At 69.4% G+C, this 16,726-nt stretch carries 17 protein-coding genes and 4 tRNA genes; 11 read left to right on the forward strand and 10 right to left on the reverse strand.

The genetic code is table 11. The features are described from left to right. Positions 1–469: 469 nt before the first annotated feature. Complete coding sequence (locus tag ACFXGJ_RS19615) at positions 470–1,369, forward strand: pseudouridine synthase (RefSeq protein ID WP_378623509.1); 900 nt, start codon at positions 470–472, stop codon at positions 1,367–1,369. Positions 1,370–1,456: 87 nt separating this feature from the next. After that, positions 1,457–2,665, forward strand: coding sequence for a globin domain-containing protein (locus ACFXGJ_RS19620; protein WP_378623512.1), 1,209 nt, complete (start codon positions 1,457–1,459; stop codon positions 2,663–2,665). Positions 2,666–2,756: 91 nt separating this feature from the next. Here the strand turns inward: ACFXGJ_RS19620 and aztD are convergent, their stop codons facing one another. The 3 genes from aztD to ACFXGJ_RS19635 all read right to left on the reverse strand — a co-directional run bounded on the left by aztD (position 2,757) and on the right by ACFXGJ_RS19635 (position 5,565). Beyond that, positions 2,757–4,001 (reverse strand): zinc metallochaperone AztD, encoded by a 1,245-nt coding sequence (aztD, locus tag ACFXGJ_RS19625; RefSeq protein ID WP_378623515.1) that lies wholly within the window; start codon positions 3,999–4,001, stop codon positions 2,757–2,759. Between the two features lie 62 nt (positions 4,002–4,063). After that, positions 4,064–4,993 carry an MBL fold metallo-hydrolase gene (locus ACFXGJ_RS19630; protein ID WP_378623518.1) on the reverse strand — a complete coding sequence of 310 codons (930 nt, stop codon included), beginning with the start codon at positions 4,991–4,993 and terminating at the stop codon, positions 4,064–4,066. After that, the gene (locus ACFXGJ_RS19635) at positions 4,990–5,565 is read right to left on the reverse strand and encodes a TetR/AcrR family transcriptional regulator (RefSeq protein WP_378623520.1); all 576 of its coding nucleotides are present in this window, start codon (positions 5,563–5,565) and stop codon (positions 4,990–4,992) included. Before ACFXGJ_RS19635 ends, ACFXGJ_RS19630 begins: the two co-directional genes overlap by 4 nt. Positions 5,566–5,638: 73 nt before the next feature. Here ACFXGJ_RS19635 and ACFXGJ_RS19640 point away from each other — a divergent pair, with 73 nt between their 5' ends. Together ACFXGJ_RS19640 and ACFXGJ_RS19645 are read left to right on the forward strand one after the other, a co-directional pair. Further along, positions 5,639–6,508: an alpha/beta fold hydrolase gene (locus tag ACFXGJ_RS19640; RefSeq protein WP_378623523.1), complete on the forward strand. Its 870-nt coding sequence runs from the start codon at positions 5,639–5,641 to the stop codon at positions 6,506–6,508. A 26-nt stretch (positions 6,509–6,534) separates the two neighbouring features. Beyond that, complete coding sequence (locus ACFXGJ_RS19645) at positions 6,535–7,050, forward strand: hypothetical protein (protein WP_378623525.1); 516 nt, start codon at positions 6,535–6,537, stop codon at positions 7,048–7,050. 277 nt (positions 7,051–7,327) lie between these two features. Here the strand turns inward: ACFXGJ_RS19645 and ACFXGJ_RS19650 are convergent. The 5 genes from ACFXGJ_RS19650 to ACFXGJ_RS19670 form a co-directional block, all read right to left on the reverse strand. Further along, positions 7,328–7,404 (reverse strand) — tRNA-Phe (locus tag ACFXGJ_RS19650). A gap of 37 nt (positions 7,405–7,441) precedes the next feature. Beyond that, a tRNA-Asp gene (locus tag ACFXGJ_RS19655) sits at positions 7,442–7,515 on the reverse strand. Positions 7,516–7,601: 86 nt separating this feature from the next. Then, a tRNA-Glu gene (locus tag ACFXGJ_RS19660) sits at positions 7,602–7,674 on the reverse strand. A gap of 80 nt (positions 7,675–7,754) precedes the next feature. Then, the gene (locus tag ACFXGJ_RS19665; protein WP_378623528.1) at positions 7,755–8,483 is read right to left on the reverse strand and encodes a ScbR family autoregulator-binding transcription factor; all 729 of its coding nucleotides are present in this window, start codon (positions 8,481–8,483) and stop codon (positions 7,755–7,757) included. Between the two features lie 217 nt (positions 8,484–8,700). After that, positions 8,701–9,723 carry a magnesium transporter CorA family protein gene (locus tag ACFXGJ_RS19670; protein WP_378623531.1) on the reverse strand — a complete coding sequence of 341 codons (1,023 nt, stop codon included), beginning with the start codon at positions 9,721–9,723 and terminating at the stop codon, positions 8,701–8,703. Positions 9,724–9,930: 207 nt separating this feature from the next. Between ACFXGJ_RS19670 and ACFXGJ_RS19675 the strand changes: the two genes are divergently transcribed. The 5 genes from ACFXGJ_RS19675 to ACFXGJ_RS19695 all read left to right on the forward strand — a co-directional run bounded on the left by ACFXGJ_RS19675 (position 9,931) and on the right by ACFXGJ_RS19695 (position 13,131). Next, on the forward strand, positions 9,931–10,374 hold the full coding sequence (locus ACFXGJ_RS19675; protein WP_378623533.1) for a MarR family winged helix-turn-helix transcriptional regulator: 444 nt from the start codon (positions 9,931–9,933) through the stop codon (positions 10,372–10,374). Further along, positions 10,371–11,774, forward strand: coding sequence for an MFS transporter (locus ACFXGJ_RS19680; protein ID WP_378623536.1), 1,404 nt, complete (start codon positions 10,371–10,373; stop codon positions 11,772–11,774). Before ACFXGJ_RS19675 ends, ACFXGJ_RS19680 begins: the two co-directional genes overlap by 4 nt. A 15-nt stretch (positions 11,775–11,789) precedes the next feature. After that, a tRNA-Lys gene (locus ACFXGJ_RS19685) sits at positions 11,790–11,865 on the forward strand. A gap of 412 nt (positions 11,866–12,277) precedes the next feature. After that, entirely contained in the window at positions 12,278–12,646 is a 369-nt protein-coding gene (locus ACFXGJ_RS19690) for a hypothetical protein (RefSeq protein ID WP_378623538.1), read from the forward strand. Between the two features lie 95 nt (positions 12,647–12,741). Then, on the forward strand, positions 12,742–13,131 hold the full coding sequence (locus tag ACFXGJ_RS19695) for a hypothetical protein (protein WP_378623541.1): 390 nt from the start codon (positions 12,742–12,744) through the stop codon (positions 13,129–13,131). On the opposite strand, the gene ACFXGJ_RS19700 is transcribed toward ACFXGJ_RS19695, so the two are convergent. Further along, the gene (locus tag ACFXGJ_RS19700; RefSeq protein WP_378623544.1) at positions 13,100–14,353 is read right to left on the reverse strand and encodes an MFS transporter; all 1,254 of its coding nucleotides are present in this window, start codon (positions 14,351–14,353) and stop codon (positions 13,100–13,102) included. The two genes, ACFXGJ_RS19695 and ACFXGJ_RS19700, sit on opposite strands and share 32 nt — an antisense overlap. 111 nt (positions 14,354–14,464) lie before the next feature. Between ACFXGJ_RS19700 and ACFXGJ_RS19705 the strand changes: the two genes are divergently transcribed. Further along, positions 14,465–15,355: a LysR family transcriptional regulator gene (locus tag ACFXGJ_RS19705; RefSeq protein ID WP_378623547.1), complete on the forward strand. Its 891-nt coding sequence runs from the start codon at positions 14,465–14,467 to the stop codon at positions 15,353–15,355. An 11-nt stretch (positions 15,356–15,366) separates the two neighbouring features. Here ACFXGJ_RS19705 and ACFXGJ_RS19710 read toward each other — a convergent pair whose 3' ends face one another. Beyond that, complete coding sequence (locus ACFXGJ_RS19710; RefSeq protein ID WP_378623550.1) at positions 15,367–15,972, reverse strand: hypothetical protein; 606 nt, start codon at positions 15,970–15,972, stop codon at positions 15,367–15,369. A gap of 129 nt (positions 15,973–16,101) precedes the next feature. On the opposite strand from ACFXGJ_RS19710, the gene ACFXGJ_RS19715 reads away from it, so the two are divergent. Next, on the forward strand, positions 16,102–16,704 hold the full coding sequence (locus ACFXGJ_RS19715) for a DUF937 domain-containing protein (RefSeq protein WP_378623553.1): 603 nt from the start codon (positions 16,102–16,104) through the stop codon (positions 16,702–16,704). Positions 16,705–16,726 lie beyond the last annotated feature (22 nt).

A 16,726-nucleotide genomic window follows, 5' to 3' on the forward strand; every position in this document is an offset into this window, starting at 1 on the left:
GCAGGCCGACGGGGTCCAGCCAGGAACCGCGCGGAAGGGGCTCGCCCGCCTCGTACGCGCGCGAGGCCTCCAGCAGTTTGCCGAGGGCCCTCTCCCGCGCCCCTGGCCACCGGCGAGAAACCTACTGCTGGCCGCTGTTCATGCCGATCGTGATCGACTTCACGAGCTTGAGCAGCTCCTCGATCGTTTCCTGCTGGTCGTCTGATGATCCGGACATTCGCTCTCCTCAACTGGTCATCCGATTCCGGTCGGCACCGGATGTTCCGAGGGACGCTACATCGACGATCCGAAGCACCACAGGAAATCACAGAAATCAGTGCCCCCCACCATCTTTAGCGGGTCTTCCCAGTTGCGGCCGGCCCGCAGGCGGGCGAACACCCGGCAACCACAGGCCCTGTCGGTCGGTCGACGGACAGGCGGCGATGCGACGCCGAGGCAGCGACGCGACTGCGCGGCGTAGGTTCGTGATGTGCCCGACGCCCCGCTCCCCGTCCGCGACGGCCTCAACCCGACCCGCCTGAGGCTGCCCGCGGACGACAGCTGGACGACGGTCCTCGGCTACCTGCTCGCCCGTTTCCCCGACGACACGCGAAGGCTGCGCGAGAAGGTGGCAGCGGGCGAGGTGGTCGACGGGGCCGGGGTGCCCGTCACCCCCGCGAGCCCCTACCGCGCGCACTCGTTCGTGTACCTCTACCGCGACCCGCCGATCGAGACCCGGGTGCCGTTCGAGATCGAGGTGCTCCATCGGGACGAGGACCTGCTCGTGGTCGACAAACCGCACTTCCTCGCGAGCACCCCGCGCGGGCGCTACGTCGCTGAGTCGGCCCTGGTTCGGCTCCGGCGCGACCTGGACCTTCCCGAACTCACACCCGCGCACCGGCTGGACCGGGTGACGGCGGGAGTGCTCGTCTTCACCGTCCGCGCCCAGGCTCGCCGCGCGTACCAGTCGCTGTTCGACCAGCGCCACGTGGTCAAGGAGTACGAGGCGGTCGCCGGCTACGACCCGGCACTGAGCCTTCCGTGCACGGTCCGCAGCCGAATCGTCAAGGAACGCGGCACCCTGCAGTGCCTCGAGGTGCCCGGTGAGCCGAATGCCGAGACCCGCATCGAACTGCTCGGGGTGCACGGCGACCGCGCGCGCTACCGGCTGCTGCCGCACACCGGCAAGATGCACCAGCTGCGCGTGCACCTGAACTCGCTGGGCATCCCCATCGTCGGCGACAACTTCTATCCGACCCTGTACGACGTCGCGCCCGACGACTATTCGGATCCACTGCAGCTGCTGGCCCGGTCCCTGACGTTCACCGACCCCCACTCCGGGCAGACCCGCCGATTCGTCAGCGAGCGCCGGCTGGCCGCCTGGGACTGACCAGCCGAAACCCCTCCTACTACACAACGTAGTGGACTAGGTCACAATATCTTGCATCTCAAATGCAAGTTTTAATACCGTCGCCCCATGAGCCTCTCCCCAGCGTCCACCGAAGTCATCCGAGCCACCCTTCCCGCGGTCGGGGCAGCGATCGAGGACATCACCGCGATCTTCTATCCGAAGATGTTCGCGGCGCACCCCGAGCTCGAGCGCGACCTGTTCAATCGCGGGAACCAGAAGCAGGGCCAGCAGCAGAAGGCACTCGCCGGTGCGGTCGCCGCCTTCGCGACGCTGCAGGTCAGCGAGGACGCCCCGCGGACCGACCTGATCATGTCGCGGATCGCGCACAAGCACGCATCCCTCGGCATCACCGCCGACCAGTACGAGATCGTGCACAAGTACCTCTTCGAGGCGATCGTCGAGGTGCTGGGCGAGGCCGTCACACCCGAGGTCGCGGCCGCCTGGAACGAGGTGTACTGGCTGATGGCCGACACGCTGATCGCCATGGAGCACGACCTCTACGCATCCGCCGGGGTTGCCGACGGCCGGGTCTGGCGCGAGGTGCGCGTGAGCCGCCGAGTGCTGCAGTCCGCGGACACGGTGTCGTTCGTGCTCAGCCCCCTCGGCGCGGAGACGTTGCCGAGCTACCTTCCCGGACAGTACATCTCGGTCGGCGTGGTCCTTCCCGACGGCGCCCGGCAGATTCGCCAGTACAGCCTCGTCGGCGCACCGTCGGCCACCGAATGGCAGATCAGCGTCAAGGCCGTGCCCGCGGACGCCGGAGCGCCCGCCGGCGAGGTGTCGAACTTCTTGTACGACAACGTCTTCGAAGGCGACATGCTGCAGGTCTCGATGCCCTTCGGCGACCTCGTGCTCGAGGAGGGCGATGCCCCGCTGCTGCTGGTGTCCGCGGGGATCGGCTGCACCCCGATGATCGGGATGCTCAACCACCTCGCGACGAACGACAATCACCGTCGGGTGTCGGTCCTGCACGCCGACCGGTCCCCCGCCCGGCACGCACACCGAACGGAGCTCACCGAGCTGGTGCAGCAGATCCCGTTCGCCACCATGCACCGGTGGTACGAGGACCTCGGGCACCGCGAGGAGTACGGCACCACCCACCTCGGTCGTGCCGACCTGTCGGCGATCGAGATCGAGGCGGGGACCCAGGTCTACCTGTGCGGCCCGATGCCCTTCATGCTCGCGGTCCGCGAGAGCCTGCTCGACCGGCAGGTTCCCGCCGAGTCCATCCACTACGAGGTGTTCGGTCCCGACAGCTGGACCGCCACCGTCTGACCGACGTTCCGGATCCGACCCGGTGCCGCATTCGCGCGATCAGTTCGAGCGAATGCGGCACCGGCCGGTTGCGGCGCCCGCCGTCCCGCCGTCAGCCGGTGACGCCGGTCAGTTCGTTGGGGACCTGCGGCAGGGTCGCCGTCGCGACCACCGCGCCGGAGTCCAGGTTCACCGCCCGCAGGGTCCTGGTGGACGGTTCGGTGACGTAGGCCGTCTCGCCCGCGACGAAGAGGGCGGGACGCGCCTGCTGCCATTCTTCCGGCTCGGTCCACGGCCCCTGCACCGAGATCCGCTTGGTGACGGTTCCGGCGTTCTGGTCGATGACGTGCAGCGCGCCGTCGGTGCCCAGCACGACCGCCTCACCGGCCGGCCCGCGACCGAGCGAGCGGAAGCTGTAGCTCGCACCGAGGTCGACCGGAGTCAGCCGCGCGGCCACGGTGTCGAGGAGCATCACACGTTGCGGGCGTTCGAGTTTCGCGACCGGATCCGTCTTGTAGTCACCGAGGACGATGGGTGACGTGTCGCCGCCGGCCTGATTGCCGATGCGCCCGTACGCATCCGGGCTGGACACCTTGGTGACGGCGCCGTCCCGGTAGATCAGGGCTCCGTCCTGGCAGCCGAACACCAGGCCGCCGCCGGCGGCCGCGGCTTCGCCGTGCACGCCCGGGCACTGCTCGTTGCGCGCCACCTCCCGGAGATCGCGATCGAACACGACAATTCCGGTGCGGGACTTGTCGTCTCCGATCGTGGTGACCAGACCGCCGTCCGGCAGCGGAACGGCGGCCCCGTGGTGCGGGGCGGGCGTGGTGAACCGGTCGGCGTCCGGCGTTCCCCCGGCCAACGCCCTCGGGTCGAAGCTCGTGACGTCTCCCGTCCCGTCGTCGAACAGCGCGGTCCGGCCGCCGTGCCGAACCACGTGCCCCGGCTCGTCGGCGGCGAACTCCACCCCGGCGAAGGTCGGTTGCGCGACGTAGTGGTGGGCGTGGTCGCCGTGCTGCTCCGACCAGGCACCCGCGTCGAGCACCCGGAACCGCGAGCCCGTCGAGACGAGTACGTGCCTCCCGTCGCCGGCGGGGTTGACCCTGGCGAATCCGTCGACCGGGAACTGCGCCAGCACGTCCAGGCCGTCGGCGTCGAGCACCATCACGCCCCCGTCGTAGGTCACCGCCAACCGCGGCTCCGCGGACGAGACCTCCATCCGCGCGGGTGTTTTCGGCGGCTCCGGCGTCCCGTCGGTCGGCACGGTCGACCCGGACGCGCATCCGGCGAGCGCGGCAGCGAGACCGACGGTGACAGCGAGGACCGCGATCCGGCCGGGCTGAAATGTCTGATTCATGGCGACAGCGTCGACCTTGTTGAAAATTATTGTCAAAGTCGACTATGCGCATCCGCGCATCCTCAGATGCCGGGCAGCAACTCCGCCGCGCCCCACGGCTCGGGCACGAGCACTCGGACGCCGTCCCGCCGACCCTGCTCTAGCAGGAATCCCATAGCCGCCGGCACATCGTCGATCGGATACGGCAGGGGCCTCAGCGGCAGGCGCAGCGGCCGGGTGAAGTCGTCCCAGTGCACGGGAATCACCGTGTGCGCACCCGTTGCCCGCACCACCTCGCGCCAGTACTCGGCCCGGAACCGCGCACTCTGTCGACCCAGCGTGCCGATGCCCAGATAGACGACGTCCGCGCGGTGGCCGTCGAGCCGACCGGGAACGTGGTTTGCGCTGGCGTGCACCAGGACACTGCCGCGCGGATGCCGGAAGAAGATCGAGTACGCCTCCCCCGTGCGCCACTCCCGCGCCCGTGCCGGCGGCACGAGCGGCGCGTCGACGGTGCCCGGCGCGACGTCCCCGGGACTGTGCAGGCCGGCGACGAGGGTCACTACGAAGTCCCCGAAACGCAGTTCCGCGTCGCCGCCGACCGAACGGATCAGCCGATCCGGCACCCCGTAGCCGCGCGCGATGTTCGCGGTCGACTCCGAACCGACGACCGGAGCGTCGAACTTCTGCGCGACGATGGGGGCGTCGAGAGCATGGTCGAAATGCGAATGCGCACACAGGACCGCGTCCAGCGCGTCGACACCCGCGCGGGCCAGGCACTCGTCGATCAGGGTGTGGTCGGGCGCAATCCTGCCCAGCACCAGTCGTATCAATCCGGGCCGCGTGACGAAGCCGTCCACGAGCAGCGTGGTGCGCGCGTCCCGGAGGATCACGCTGCTGGTGCCGAGGAACACGCCGTGCACGGCCGAGCCGATCGGCCCCGGGGCGGTGGGCAAGGTGTCGTAGCCGGCGAGCGACGGGCGGCGGAGCGGAATGCGCAGCGACACCGTCATCCCGCCGCGTCGAGCAGGACCACGGCGGCCGCGCGCGCCTGGAGGGCCGGGTCCGGCGATCCGGTGATCGCCGCGGTCGCCATGGCGCCGTTGGCCAGGATCACCAACTGGTCGGCGAGCGCGGCCGGCTCACCCGCGGCGGCGACCAGCTCACGTAGGCAGGCAAGGAAGGCCGCCTTGTGGGTGCGCGCGATCTGGGCGACCGAATCGTTGACGCCGCCGAGCTCGCCGAAGGTGTTGATGAACGTGCAGCCACGGAAGTCGTCGCGGCGGAACCAGGCGTCGAGGTAGTCGAACACCGCCAGCACGCGCTCACGGGGGTCGCCGCACGGCTCGAGGAACGCCGCGAGCTCCGCTCGCACGGCCATGTCACGCCTGTTCAGGACGGCCTCGACCAATCGATCCTTGGACGGGTAGAGCTGGTAGAGCCGCTTGAGCGAGACACCCGATCCGGAGCGGATCGCGTCCATCCCGACCGCCTGCACGCCGTGTTCGTTGAACAACGCCTCGGCCGCGTCCAGCAGCCTGACGTCCGCGCTGTCCGCGTCCATCGTCATCTCTCCCCTTGCCATGAGAACCATCGTTCTCTACGCTACACCTCACGAGCGGGAGAACGCTCGTTCTCGCCTCGAGCAAGGAGCGACAATGTCCACCTTCCCCACCCGCTACCGCACCGAGTCCATCGACGGCCAGGAGGTCTTCTACCGCGAGGCCGGCGACCCGGCGAATCCCACCCTCGTTCTGCTGCACGGCTTTCCGAGCAGCTCGCACATGTACCGAAATCTGATTGCCGAACTCGCCGACGACTTCCACCTGGTCGCACCCGACCACATCGGCTTCGGACGGTCCTCGATGCCGACGGTCGATCGATTCGACTACAGCTTCGACCGACTCGCCGCGGTGACCGAGGCCCTGCTCGACCGACTCGGCCTGCAGCGATTCGCGCTGTACATCCAGGACTACGGCGCGCCGATCGGGCTCCGCATCGCCCTCGACCATCCCGAACGCATCACGGCTCTGATCACCCAGAGCGGCAACGCGTACGAAGAGGGCTTCACGCCGTTCTGGGACGTGCTGTTCGAGCACGCGAAGGACCGCGCAGCCAACGAGTCCCGGGTACGCGAACTACTCGAACCGGACGCGACCCGCTGGCAGTACGTCCACGGTGTGCCGGCGGACAGACTCGACCGGATCGCGCCGGAGGCCTGGCTGATCGACCAGGCCGGCCTGGACCGGCCGGGCAACAAGGAGATCCAGCTGCAGCTGTTCTGGGACTACCAGTTCAACCTCGACCGCTATCCCGCGTTCCAGGAGTACCTGCGCACCCACCGCCCACCGACGCTGGTCACCTGGGGCCGCGGCGACGAGATCTTCGGGCCCGCAGGAGCGAAGGCGTTCGCCAGGGACCTGCCCGATGCCGAGATCCATCTCCTCGACGCCGGACATTTCGCACTCGAGACGCACACGGAGGAGATCGCGGCGCTCGTCCGCGACTTCCTCGCCCGCCACCACTGACCAACCCGACCTCGAAGGGACGACCAATGTCCTTGCTCACCAGCAACTCCGGCTCCACCGGTGCGATCCGGCCACGCACGCCCGCGCCGACGGGACGTTCCGCTTTCGCGGCCGGGGCCGTGGTGGCGATCGCGATCGCCGCACTCGCCGCCGTCGAACACGGACTCGGCCTGCCGGTGTTCGCGCTGCCGTACGCGGCGTCGGCCGCCGTCGTCGCGCTGGCACCGGCCCGGCCGCCCGCGCGGCCCGGCGCCATCCTGCGCGCCTACCCGGCGGCCGCACTCGCAGCCCTCGCCGTCACCGCCGTCGCCGGGGCATCGGAGCTCGCGGTCGCCGGGTCGGTCGTGGCCGCGGTCGTGACGATGGCGCTCCTGCGGGCGCCCCACGTTCCCGCGGCGCTGTGCGCCGGGGGAATCGGACTGACCGATCCGGGGCTCGGCTACCTGCTGCACACGCTGGTGCCGGGTGTGGCGGTGGTGATCGCCGTCGCGGCGCTGGCCGGGCTGGTCGTGCCCGGGTTCAAGTACCCGCTGCGTGCCTGACCGGCCTCGGGACGAGACCGATGCGGTGGGCAACGATTGGGGGGCCGCCCACCGCACCGGCGACCGCGGGATGGGGGTCCCGCGGGATTGTCAGCCGTCCCCACGCGACTACGGACCCAGTAGATCGCGTCAGTTAATTTTCCGCAACTTCGAGGGGTGGGATCGAGTCGATCGTCACATACCGCGCCCCGACCCGCGCCGACCGAACGTCCGGCACCGACACGAACGAAAAAGCCCCCGCCTCGAAACGAGGAAGGGGCTTTCGCGTGAAAATATATGGTGGCCAGGGCCGGGATCGAACCGGCGACCTTCCGCTTTTCAGGCGGACGCTCGTACCAACTGAGCTACCTGGCCGGGCGGCACCCGAACCGAATGCCTAGGCAATACAAAGCGACCCTGACGGGACTCGAACCCGCGACCTCCGCCGTGACAGGGCGGCGCGCTAACCAACTGCGCCACAGGGCCTTGCTACGAATGTTGTTGTCAGGCAACATCCGGTCTAACTTCCGGTTAGGAACTGTAGCAGGCGAACCCGCTACCTCCTAAATCCGTACCCCCTACGGGATTCGAACCCGCGCTACCGCCTTGAAAGGGCGGCGTCCTAGGCCGCTAGACGAAGGGGGCCCACCGAATCTCTCCGGCAAGTACCCGCAACGGCTGTCCGTTGGGAGCTGGGATAGCTTAGGACACTTGTTTCGGAAAACTCAAATCGGCTGGTCAGAGGCGGTTTCTGGCGAAGAATGCCGCTCGATCTCGACATCCACCCGCTCCGGATCCGGCTGCTCGACGACGGCCTCGGCCCGCAGGTCCTGCCATCCGTCCCGTCGCCACTGCGCCAGCCACTCCTCCGACGCCATCGCCTCCAGCACCACCGCGAAGGCCTCCTCGAAGCGCTCGCGCAGCCCCGTGCTGTCGGTGGTCATGTCGAGCATGTACCGCTGGCCGGCCAGGCAGGCCCCCAGCACCCGACTGAAGACCGCGGGGTCGGCATTCGGCCGCAGCTGCCCCTCGCGCTGCGCCCGCACCACGAGTTCGTGTGCGGTACGCCCCCACACCTGACTGCCGCCGGAGCGCACCTCGGAGTAGAACTCCGGCTCGATGATCAACCGGAACTCCGCCTGCACGATCGTCTCGGAGGCGAATCGGTCGGCCAGCTCGACGATGATGGCGTGCAACACCTGGAAGGGGTCCGCGTCGACGCGCTTCCAGCGGTCGATCGACTCCGTGTAGCGTTCGAGAGCCGACGCGAGGACCGCGCGGGCGAGGTCCTCCTTCGACTCGAAGTGGAAGTACATCGCACCCTTGGTCGCGTGCGAGCCCTCGAGAATGGTGTTCACCGATGCGGCCGCGTAGCCGCGGCGAGCGAACTCCACCGCCGCCGCCTCGACGATCGCTGCGCGGGTCCGACGCGCGCGTTCCTGTTGACGTGCCATATGCGCTTGCCCTGCCTCCGAAACCTGCATAGTCGCCCCGACAGGTCACCAGAAGACCTCAGGTCAACCCTAGTCCTGATCGGGGCAGATCCGCTTCAGCGGACACCCGCTACAGTAGCTACTGGCGAGTAACTTGCTACCCGGTGGAACACACCGAGTGGTATGATTCGAACCGGCTCGGGTGCGCGGCAGGGGGTGCGCACCCGAGCCTTTGCCGTCACAACCAGTCGCGCCGCTTGAAGTTCCACCACAGTCCGGTGGCGAGCGCCACGATCATGCCCGCACTGAGCCAGAACCCCGACTGCTGCCCGAACCCCGGGAACGGGATGTTCTGACCGAAGTAGCCGGTGACCCCGGTGGGGATCGCGATGATCGCGGCCCACGCGGTGAGCTTCTTCATGATCTCGTTCAGCGAATTACCCTGCATTGCAAGGTGTGTCGCCAAAATCGACTCGATGGTGTCACGCAGGCCGTCGATCCGCTCCGTCGCACGGAGGGCGTGGTCGTACACGTCCTGGTAGTACGGCACCATCGTCGCGTCGAGCACGTGCGCCCCCTGCCGCAGCAGCGCACTGAACGCCTCGTTCATCGGCAGGACGGCGCGACCCAGCTGCGCCACCGCCTTGCGGAGCGTGAAACTGCGCAACTGCACCGCGTTCACCCGCCCGGAGCCGACCAGGAGCTCGTCCTCGAGCGCCTGGATCTGGTCGTCGAGTTCGTCGATCGCGACGAAGTACCCGTCGACCAACGTGTCCACGACGGTGTGCAGCAGGAACCCGACACCGTAGGCGGCCAGGTCCGGGTTGTCGTCCCAGTCGGCGAGGATCGGGTCGAGCGGCAGCTTGTCGTCCGAACGGATCGTGATCAGGGCCCTGGCGAGGATGAACACCGACAGCCCCGTCGTGGCGAGCCGGTCACTGGACGGGTCGAAGCGCACCGCCTGCGCGTGCAGCAGGCTGTGGTCGCGGAACCGCACCAGCCGCGGGCGCTGCCGGCCCGAGATGGCGCCCTCGACCGCGAGCGGATGCAACTCCACCTCGCCGCCGATCAGCGGGCTCAGCGCGACGATGTCGGCGACCGACGGGGCGAGCAGGTCGATCCAGATCAACGCGCTCTCGTCGGACCGGTACTCGGCGAGCTCCTCGACCGGAAGGTCCGTGCCCGCCAAGACCCCGTCCCGGTAGAGGCGGTTTCGGACCTCGCAGGACACCCGGACGCGCTCGACGTCCGATTCGTTCATCGACCCTCCCACCTCACGACTACCGCCATCATCGCCCGAGGCCGGCCGAATGTCCGGGATGTCGACCGTCGCCAGCCCGGTCCGGCGGCCACGAGCGCGACACAATTAGACAGCAACACTGTTTATCTTCGATGTCTGGTGCCGAATATCTCGACAAATTAGTCAGCTACACTGATCTTATCGACGCTTCGTGGAGGTGACATCGGCATGACCGGCGCACGATCGGACGACCCGGCGATCCAGTTCCGCGAGGACATCGCCGCCTTCTTCCGCAGGCTGCGCGCCCAGCGTGCCGAGCACATGCTCACCCCGACCCAGCTCCAGGCGCTGGGGCACCTCGAGCGCGGTGGCCCGATGACCGCAGCCGCGCTCGCCGCGCTCGAACAGGTCACCCCGCAGTCCATCGCGCGGACCGTCGCCCTGCTCGCGGACGAGGGGACCATCACCCGGCAGGCCGATCCCGCGGACGCCCGTGCCAGCCTGATCAGCCTCACCGACCACGGTCGTCACATGCTCCTGGCCGACCGCGAACGACGCACCCGTTGGCTCGCCGACGCGCTCGACGCCGAGTGCACCGAGGCCGAGCGCGAACTGCTCTTCATCGCCGGACGGATACTGCGCCGACTCGGCACCGGGGAATCTCGGTCGTGACCGCACAGTCCGACGTCCTCGCCGCGGAGCGCCCGCGGCCCGTCCCGGTCCCCCGGCGACTGAGCGTCGGCCTCGGCTCCGGCACCATCCTCCAGGGGCTCAACTCGTCGATGATCGCCGTCGCCATCGTCGCGATCGGCCAACACTTCGGGTCCGCGTCGGGCACCGCCTGGGTGATCTCGGCGCTCTACATCGCCACCGCGGTCGCGGCACCAACCGCGGGCCGGCTCGGGGCGGTACTCGGTGCGCGCCGCGTCTACCTCGGCGGGCTCGCGCTCATCGCGGTGGGCGCGATCGCCGGCGCACTGGCGCCGAGCCTGGGCTGGCTGATCGCGGCCCGGGTGCTGCTGGGCATCGGCACGGCCACCCAGTACCCCACCGCGATGACGATCGTCCGGGAGTACGCGGATCGCCATGGCGCACAACCCCGTTCCGCGATCGCGACGCTCACCGCGTGCGCGCAGGCCGTCGTCGCGCTCGGGCCCACGATCGGCGGACTGCTGGTCAGCACCCTCGGCTGGCAGTCGATCATGTGGGTGAACCTGCCGCTCGCCGCGGTGAGCGCGGTGTGGGTGCTCGCCGTCGCCGACCCCGACGGGCCACGTCCGCGCCGCGGCACGGGCGCCGAACTGGTGCGCTCGCTCGACCCGGCCGGTATGGCGTTGTTCCTCGCGGGCACCTCGACCCTGATGTTCTTCCTGCTCTCGCTCACCACCACCCCCTCGTGGTGGCTCGCCCCCGTCTCGGTCGCCGTCTGGGCCGCCTTCGTCTGGCGAGAGGCCCACTGCGCGGCGCCGTTCATCGATGTGCGCGAGCTGGCCCGCAACCGGATGCTGAGCACCACCCTGGCCCGCACACTGGCCACCTACACGGCCTTCTACTGCATCTTCTTCGGGCTGCCGCAGTGGTTGCAGGGCGCGCACGGCATGTCGGCGTCGGTCGCCGGACTGATGATGCTTCCGATCGCCGGCGTCGGCGTGGGCGCGACCATGATCGCGTCCCGGATCTACGGTCGCCACGGCGCGCGGCGCACCCTGCTGGTGGGAACCTCCGGCCTTGTGGTCGGCGGCCTGCTGCTGGCGTTCGTGGAGACCTCGACCGCCCCCGCCTGGTCGATCCTGCTGATCGCCGCGATACTCGGCGTACCCAACGGCTTCAACAACATGGGCAACCAGAACCTGGTCAACGCGTCGGCCAGTGCTCGGGATGTCGGCACCGCGATCGGCATGTACCGCACCATCCAGTACGTCGGCGCCAATCTCGCGGCGGTCGTCATCGAGGTCACCACGCACGGCGGGCCCAGCGACGCGGGCCTGCACCGCATCGGCGCGGTGATCGCGACGATCGCCACGTTCCTCGTCGTGGGGGTGCTGTTCTCGCGAACGCTGCGGGACCACTAGACTTCTGCACCGCCCGCCCCTTTAGCTCAGTTGGTAGAGCTACGGACTTTTAATCCGCAGGTCCTCGGTTCGAGCCCGAGAGGGGGCACCACGTCCCGCCTGGGTTCTCCCCGGCGGGACGTTCTGCGTCCGCCACCCGGACCCCACCCCGAGGTGTGGCGCGCGTCACGCCCTCGTCCCGGCATCAACCAGGGCCGAACCCCTGCCACCGCCCGCGGCTGCTCGCGCGTACTCCCCTGCACCGCAATCACATTGGCCGTCATTCGGACGAACGTCCAATCGCTGCACCGGATCCCATTCCTTAGGCTGCGATTGGGTAACGCTTTTGCGTCACCTAACGACTGGGTCTCGTGAATGGCGTTCGCGTCTGATACCACTGAGAGGGCGGCAATCGTAGAAGAACGGCCACATCGATTAGGAGTCAATGTGATTCGTAATTGCGTTCGGCCCGCGAGTTCCGGCACGAGAACCCCTGCGGGGGCCCCGAAGGGCGGTGAGCGGCGATGAGCCCCTCCGACGTCAAGCAGCAGTACTTCCTCCGCAGCACCGCACTCATGCGAGCCTGCCCCGGCGAGAGGATCGTCGACTCGGCGGCCGTCCGGTCCAGCGACGTCGAGCTCGGCCACACGACGTTCCGCACCCTCGAGAACGTCGCGGTCTCCGCGCTCAGCGACGAACAGGCAGCCGGACTTGGGCGGCTGGTACGCCGGATCGTCAACAGCCGGAGCGGGCTGACCGGCGGATTCGACACCGTCGAGGACCTCTGCCGCAGCTACCTCGACACTCGCCGCGCACGCCCGACCGTCGAACAGACCCGGATCGCGATGCAGCGCACCCTCGATCACCTCCGCGGGACCGAAACCACCAGGTAGTGGACCAATCGGGCACCGACGAGAATCGGGGTCGACAGCGCGCGCCGATCGGGCACAGAATGGGGTTCCGAGAGGTCGGACGCAGGGAGGCCACCATGATGGATTCTGCACACGCCCGCGAAGTTCGCCGTGACATCCTCGTCGTCGTGACGGGGGTCGCACTGGTGCTGCTCAGCATGTGGATACCCGTCAACGGCGATCAGCAGATCACGGGATCGATCCTGATCCTCGGCCTGGTCGCCTACTCCGCCGGGCTGTGGGCGATGACGACCGAATCCAGGACGAGCCACTGGGCTCTGGTGATCCTCGGCGCGATGCTCCTGCTGTCGCCGCTCGCGATGAACTTCCCGCGCGGCACCACGACCGCGGCAGCGGTCGCCGTGGTGGCGGGGGCGATCATCGCGGGCGCGGGCGTGCTCGGCCTGATGGCCCGCCGCGATCAGCCCGCCGCGGTCACCCGGGATGCGGAGCACCAACCGGCCTGACCGGGAGCCTCCCCACCCGAATCATCGTCAGCGCCAGCACCAGGCCGACGATCATCAGCACGCCGATGTACGCCACCGTGCCCGACCATCCGCCCGCGGCATACGCGACGCCTGCGCCTGCGCCGGCCACGCTCGACCCGAGGTAGTAGGAGAAGAGGTAGAGCGCGGACGCCTCCGCCCGGTGCGCCGTGGCGAGCACGCCCACCCAACCGCTCGCCACCGAGTGCGCCGCGAAGAATCCGCCCGTGAACAGCAGCATCCCGGCGAGCACCATCGGCAGCCGTCCCGAGAGGGTGCACAGCAGGCCCGAGGCGGTCACGACGACCGCAGCGAGCAGTACCCAGCGCCTGCCCAGCCGGTCCGCCACCCGTCCCGAGATCGACGAGGTGACCGTCCCCGCCAGGTACATCAGGAAAACCAGACCCACAACGGCGTCCGGCAGCCCGAACGGAGCGTCGACCAGCCGGAACCCGAGGAAGTTGTAGGCGGAGACGAAGCCGCCCATCAGGATGAACCCCAGGCCGAACAACACGCGCAGGGCCGGATCGCGGAGATGGTCGGCGAGGTTGGCGAGGACCACCCGCGGCCGCACCGCCTGCGGGCGGAAGTGCTGCGACGGCGGCATGGTCCTGGTCATGACGACCGCGAACAGCAGCGCGAGGGTCGAGGCCGCGACCATCGCCCATCTCCAGTCGCTGACGTCGAGGACCGCCGAGGGCACCAGCCGGCCGACCAGCCCGCCGATGGTGGTGCCCGCGACGTAGCGGCCCATCGCGGCGCCGAGGTCGCCGCGGTAGACCTCCTCCGCCAGGTAGGCCATCGCGACCGCGGGAATGCCCGCCAGGGTCGCGCCCTGCAGGGCGCGACCGGCGACGAGCATGCCCATCGACGTACTCAGCGGCAACAACAGTCCGATGGCGCACGAGGCCGCTGCAGAGAAGACCATCACCCGGGTCCGGCCGAACCGCTCGGAGAGCACGCTCGCCGGAACGATCACCAGCGCGAGCACGCCGGTGGTCGCGGAGACCGCGAGTGCGGCGCTCGCGGGCCCGGCACGGAAGTCCTCGGACAGCGCCGGGAGCAGCGCCTGCGCCGAGTACATCGAGACGAAGGTCGCGAGCCCGGCCGCGAACAACGAGAGGGTGATCCGCGTGTAACCGGCCGATCCGCGCCGGTACCCATCGGACCGCGCGGCGGGCGCGGTGAGCGTGTCGAGTGTCATGGTGCCTCCGAGCACCATCCTCGACCGACCCTGCTCATCCACAAAATGATTGAACTGGCATTTCTATATGCTTGAAGCACATATAAACGGATCGACCGATGGGAGCCGGTCATGCTCAGCTCGGACCTGAGGTGGTTCGTCGTCCTCGCCGCGGAGGGTCAGGTGACGGCCGCCGCGGACGAACTCCGGCTCTCGCAGCCCACCCTGTCGAGGCGGCTCGCCGCGCTCGAGCGCCGCCTCGGCGTCGAGCTGTTCGACCGCCACGGCCGCCGACTGACCCTGAACCGCTACGGCCGCCTGCTCCACGAGCACGCGGGCCGCGCCCTCGACGAACTCGTCACCGCCGAGGACCGCATCACGGAACTGTCGAGTCCGTCGACCGGAACCGTGCGGCTGGACTTCCTGCACTCCTTCGGCCCCTGGCTGGTCCCCGACCTGATCCGGGCGTTCCGCGCGGACGCGCCGGGGGTGCGATTCACCCTGCACCAGGACGCGGCCGGACGGCTGGCCGATCGCGTCCTCGACGGCCACAGCGACCTCGCGGTGATCTCGCCCCGTCCGCGCGAACCCGACCTCGACTGGATGCTGCTCGACCGCCAGCCGCTCGCGCTCGCGGTCCCCGCGGATCATGCGCTCGCCGACCGCACCGAGATCGGGCTGGACGAGGCGGCGAACGAACGATTCGTCGCGATGCACCCCGACTTCGGGATGCGGAGCCTGCTCGACGAGGCGGCCGAGCACGCCGGGTTCACACCCGAGATCGTCTTCGAGAGCAGCGAGCTGGCGACCGTCACCGGGTTGGTGTCCGCAGGACTCGGCGTCGCACTGGTCCCGGTGCGGGAGGCTGCGCCGTGGCCGGTCGGGGTGGCGGTCGTCCCGGTGCGTGATGCGGCGGCTGTGCGCGAGGTGGGGATGGTGTGGTCGCGTGCTCGGACCCTCACCGCGCCCGCGGCCCGGTTCCGGGACTTCGTGGCGGACGACCGGAAGCCCCGCGGGCGCTGACCCGGCCCGGGTCAGCCTTCGGGACTCGGCGCCGCCGGCTGGTCCGGGGCCTGGTCGGCGGCGCGGGCGCTGTCGCGCATCTTCGCCAACTCCCGGCCGCGCCGGCGGTACGCGGCACCGAGCCAGAACAGCACGCCGAACGTGATGGCGCCGATGATCGCACCGACCAGCGAGGCGCCCCGGAAGCCCGGCGCGTCGACGTCGAGGATCCGCTCCCCCGCATGCGCGGCAGCGCTGTTGCCGAGCACGACAGTCAGCGTCATCAGGTTCGGCAGCGCGAGGACCACCGCGAGAACCACCGACGCGATCTGGGCGGCCCGACTGTACTTCCGGCCGCGTACCCGCCAGGCGAGCTGGATCAGCAACAACGGGAGCAGGGTGCACAGCAGTCCGTAGAGCAGCCCCCACGCGATGCCGCGACTGAAGCTGCCCGAGGACAGCGACCCCGCCTGCTGCGCCCACCATCTCGGCAGGAACGCCGCCAGGACGAAGTACGCGATGACGAGGACCAACAGCAGGACGACCCCGGCGACGGTCTTCTTCGCCCAACCGGGCCAGCCCTTTCGGCCGGCGTCGACCGGCCGGTCGTAGGAACCAGCCCAATTCCCGTTGGTCATGGGTGAATCCTGCTCGCAAGACACGGATTCCGCCACCGATCGAATAGGAGCCCTCGAGCGACACCCGTTCACTACTGTCGAACGGACCGGGTCGCCGGCCGACGGCGGTCCCCTACGAGACGGGCACACATGGCTTCCATCGACGATCTCCTGTCCCAGATTCCCATCAGCCAGATCGCCCAGAAGCTCGGCGTCGACGAGGCCACCGCGACCACCGCGGTGCGGTCGGCGATCCCGACCCTGGTCGGCGGACTCGAAGCGAATGCCCAGGATCCCGCCGGTGCCGCGTCGCTGGAGAACGCGCTGGCGCAGCACTCCGATCCCGCCTTCCTCGCGGGCGGCGTGGACCTCGACCAGGTCGACGCTGCCGACGGCCAGAAGATCGTCGCCAACGTCTTCGGCGACAGCACCGACCAGGTGGTCAGCGCACTCGGCGGGGTGGGTGGCGGCGGCGGAAGCTCGCTGGTGGGCAAGCTGCTGCCCATGCTCGCACCGATCGTGCTGGCCTTTGTCGCGAAGCAGATGTCGGGCAACAACGGCGGCGGCGCCCAGGCGCAGTCCACCGGCGGCGGTGGCCTCGGCGACCTGCTGGGCGGCCTGCTCGGCGGCGGACAGTCGGCCGGCGGCGGCCTCGGCAACGTGCTCGGCGGCCTGCTCGGCGGCGGACAGTCGGCCGGCGGTGGTGGCCTCGGCGACCTGCTGGGCGGCCTGCTGGGCGGCGGCAGGAAGTAACACCCGCAACCTCGTGCGATCC

This window comes from Rhodococcus sp. NPDC059234 (assembly GCF_042754225.1).
GTDB lineage: Bacteria > Actinomycetota > Actinomycetes > Mycobacteriales > Mycobacteriaceae > Rhodococcus_G.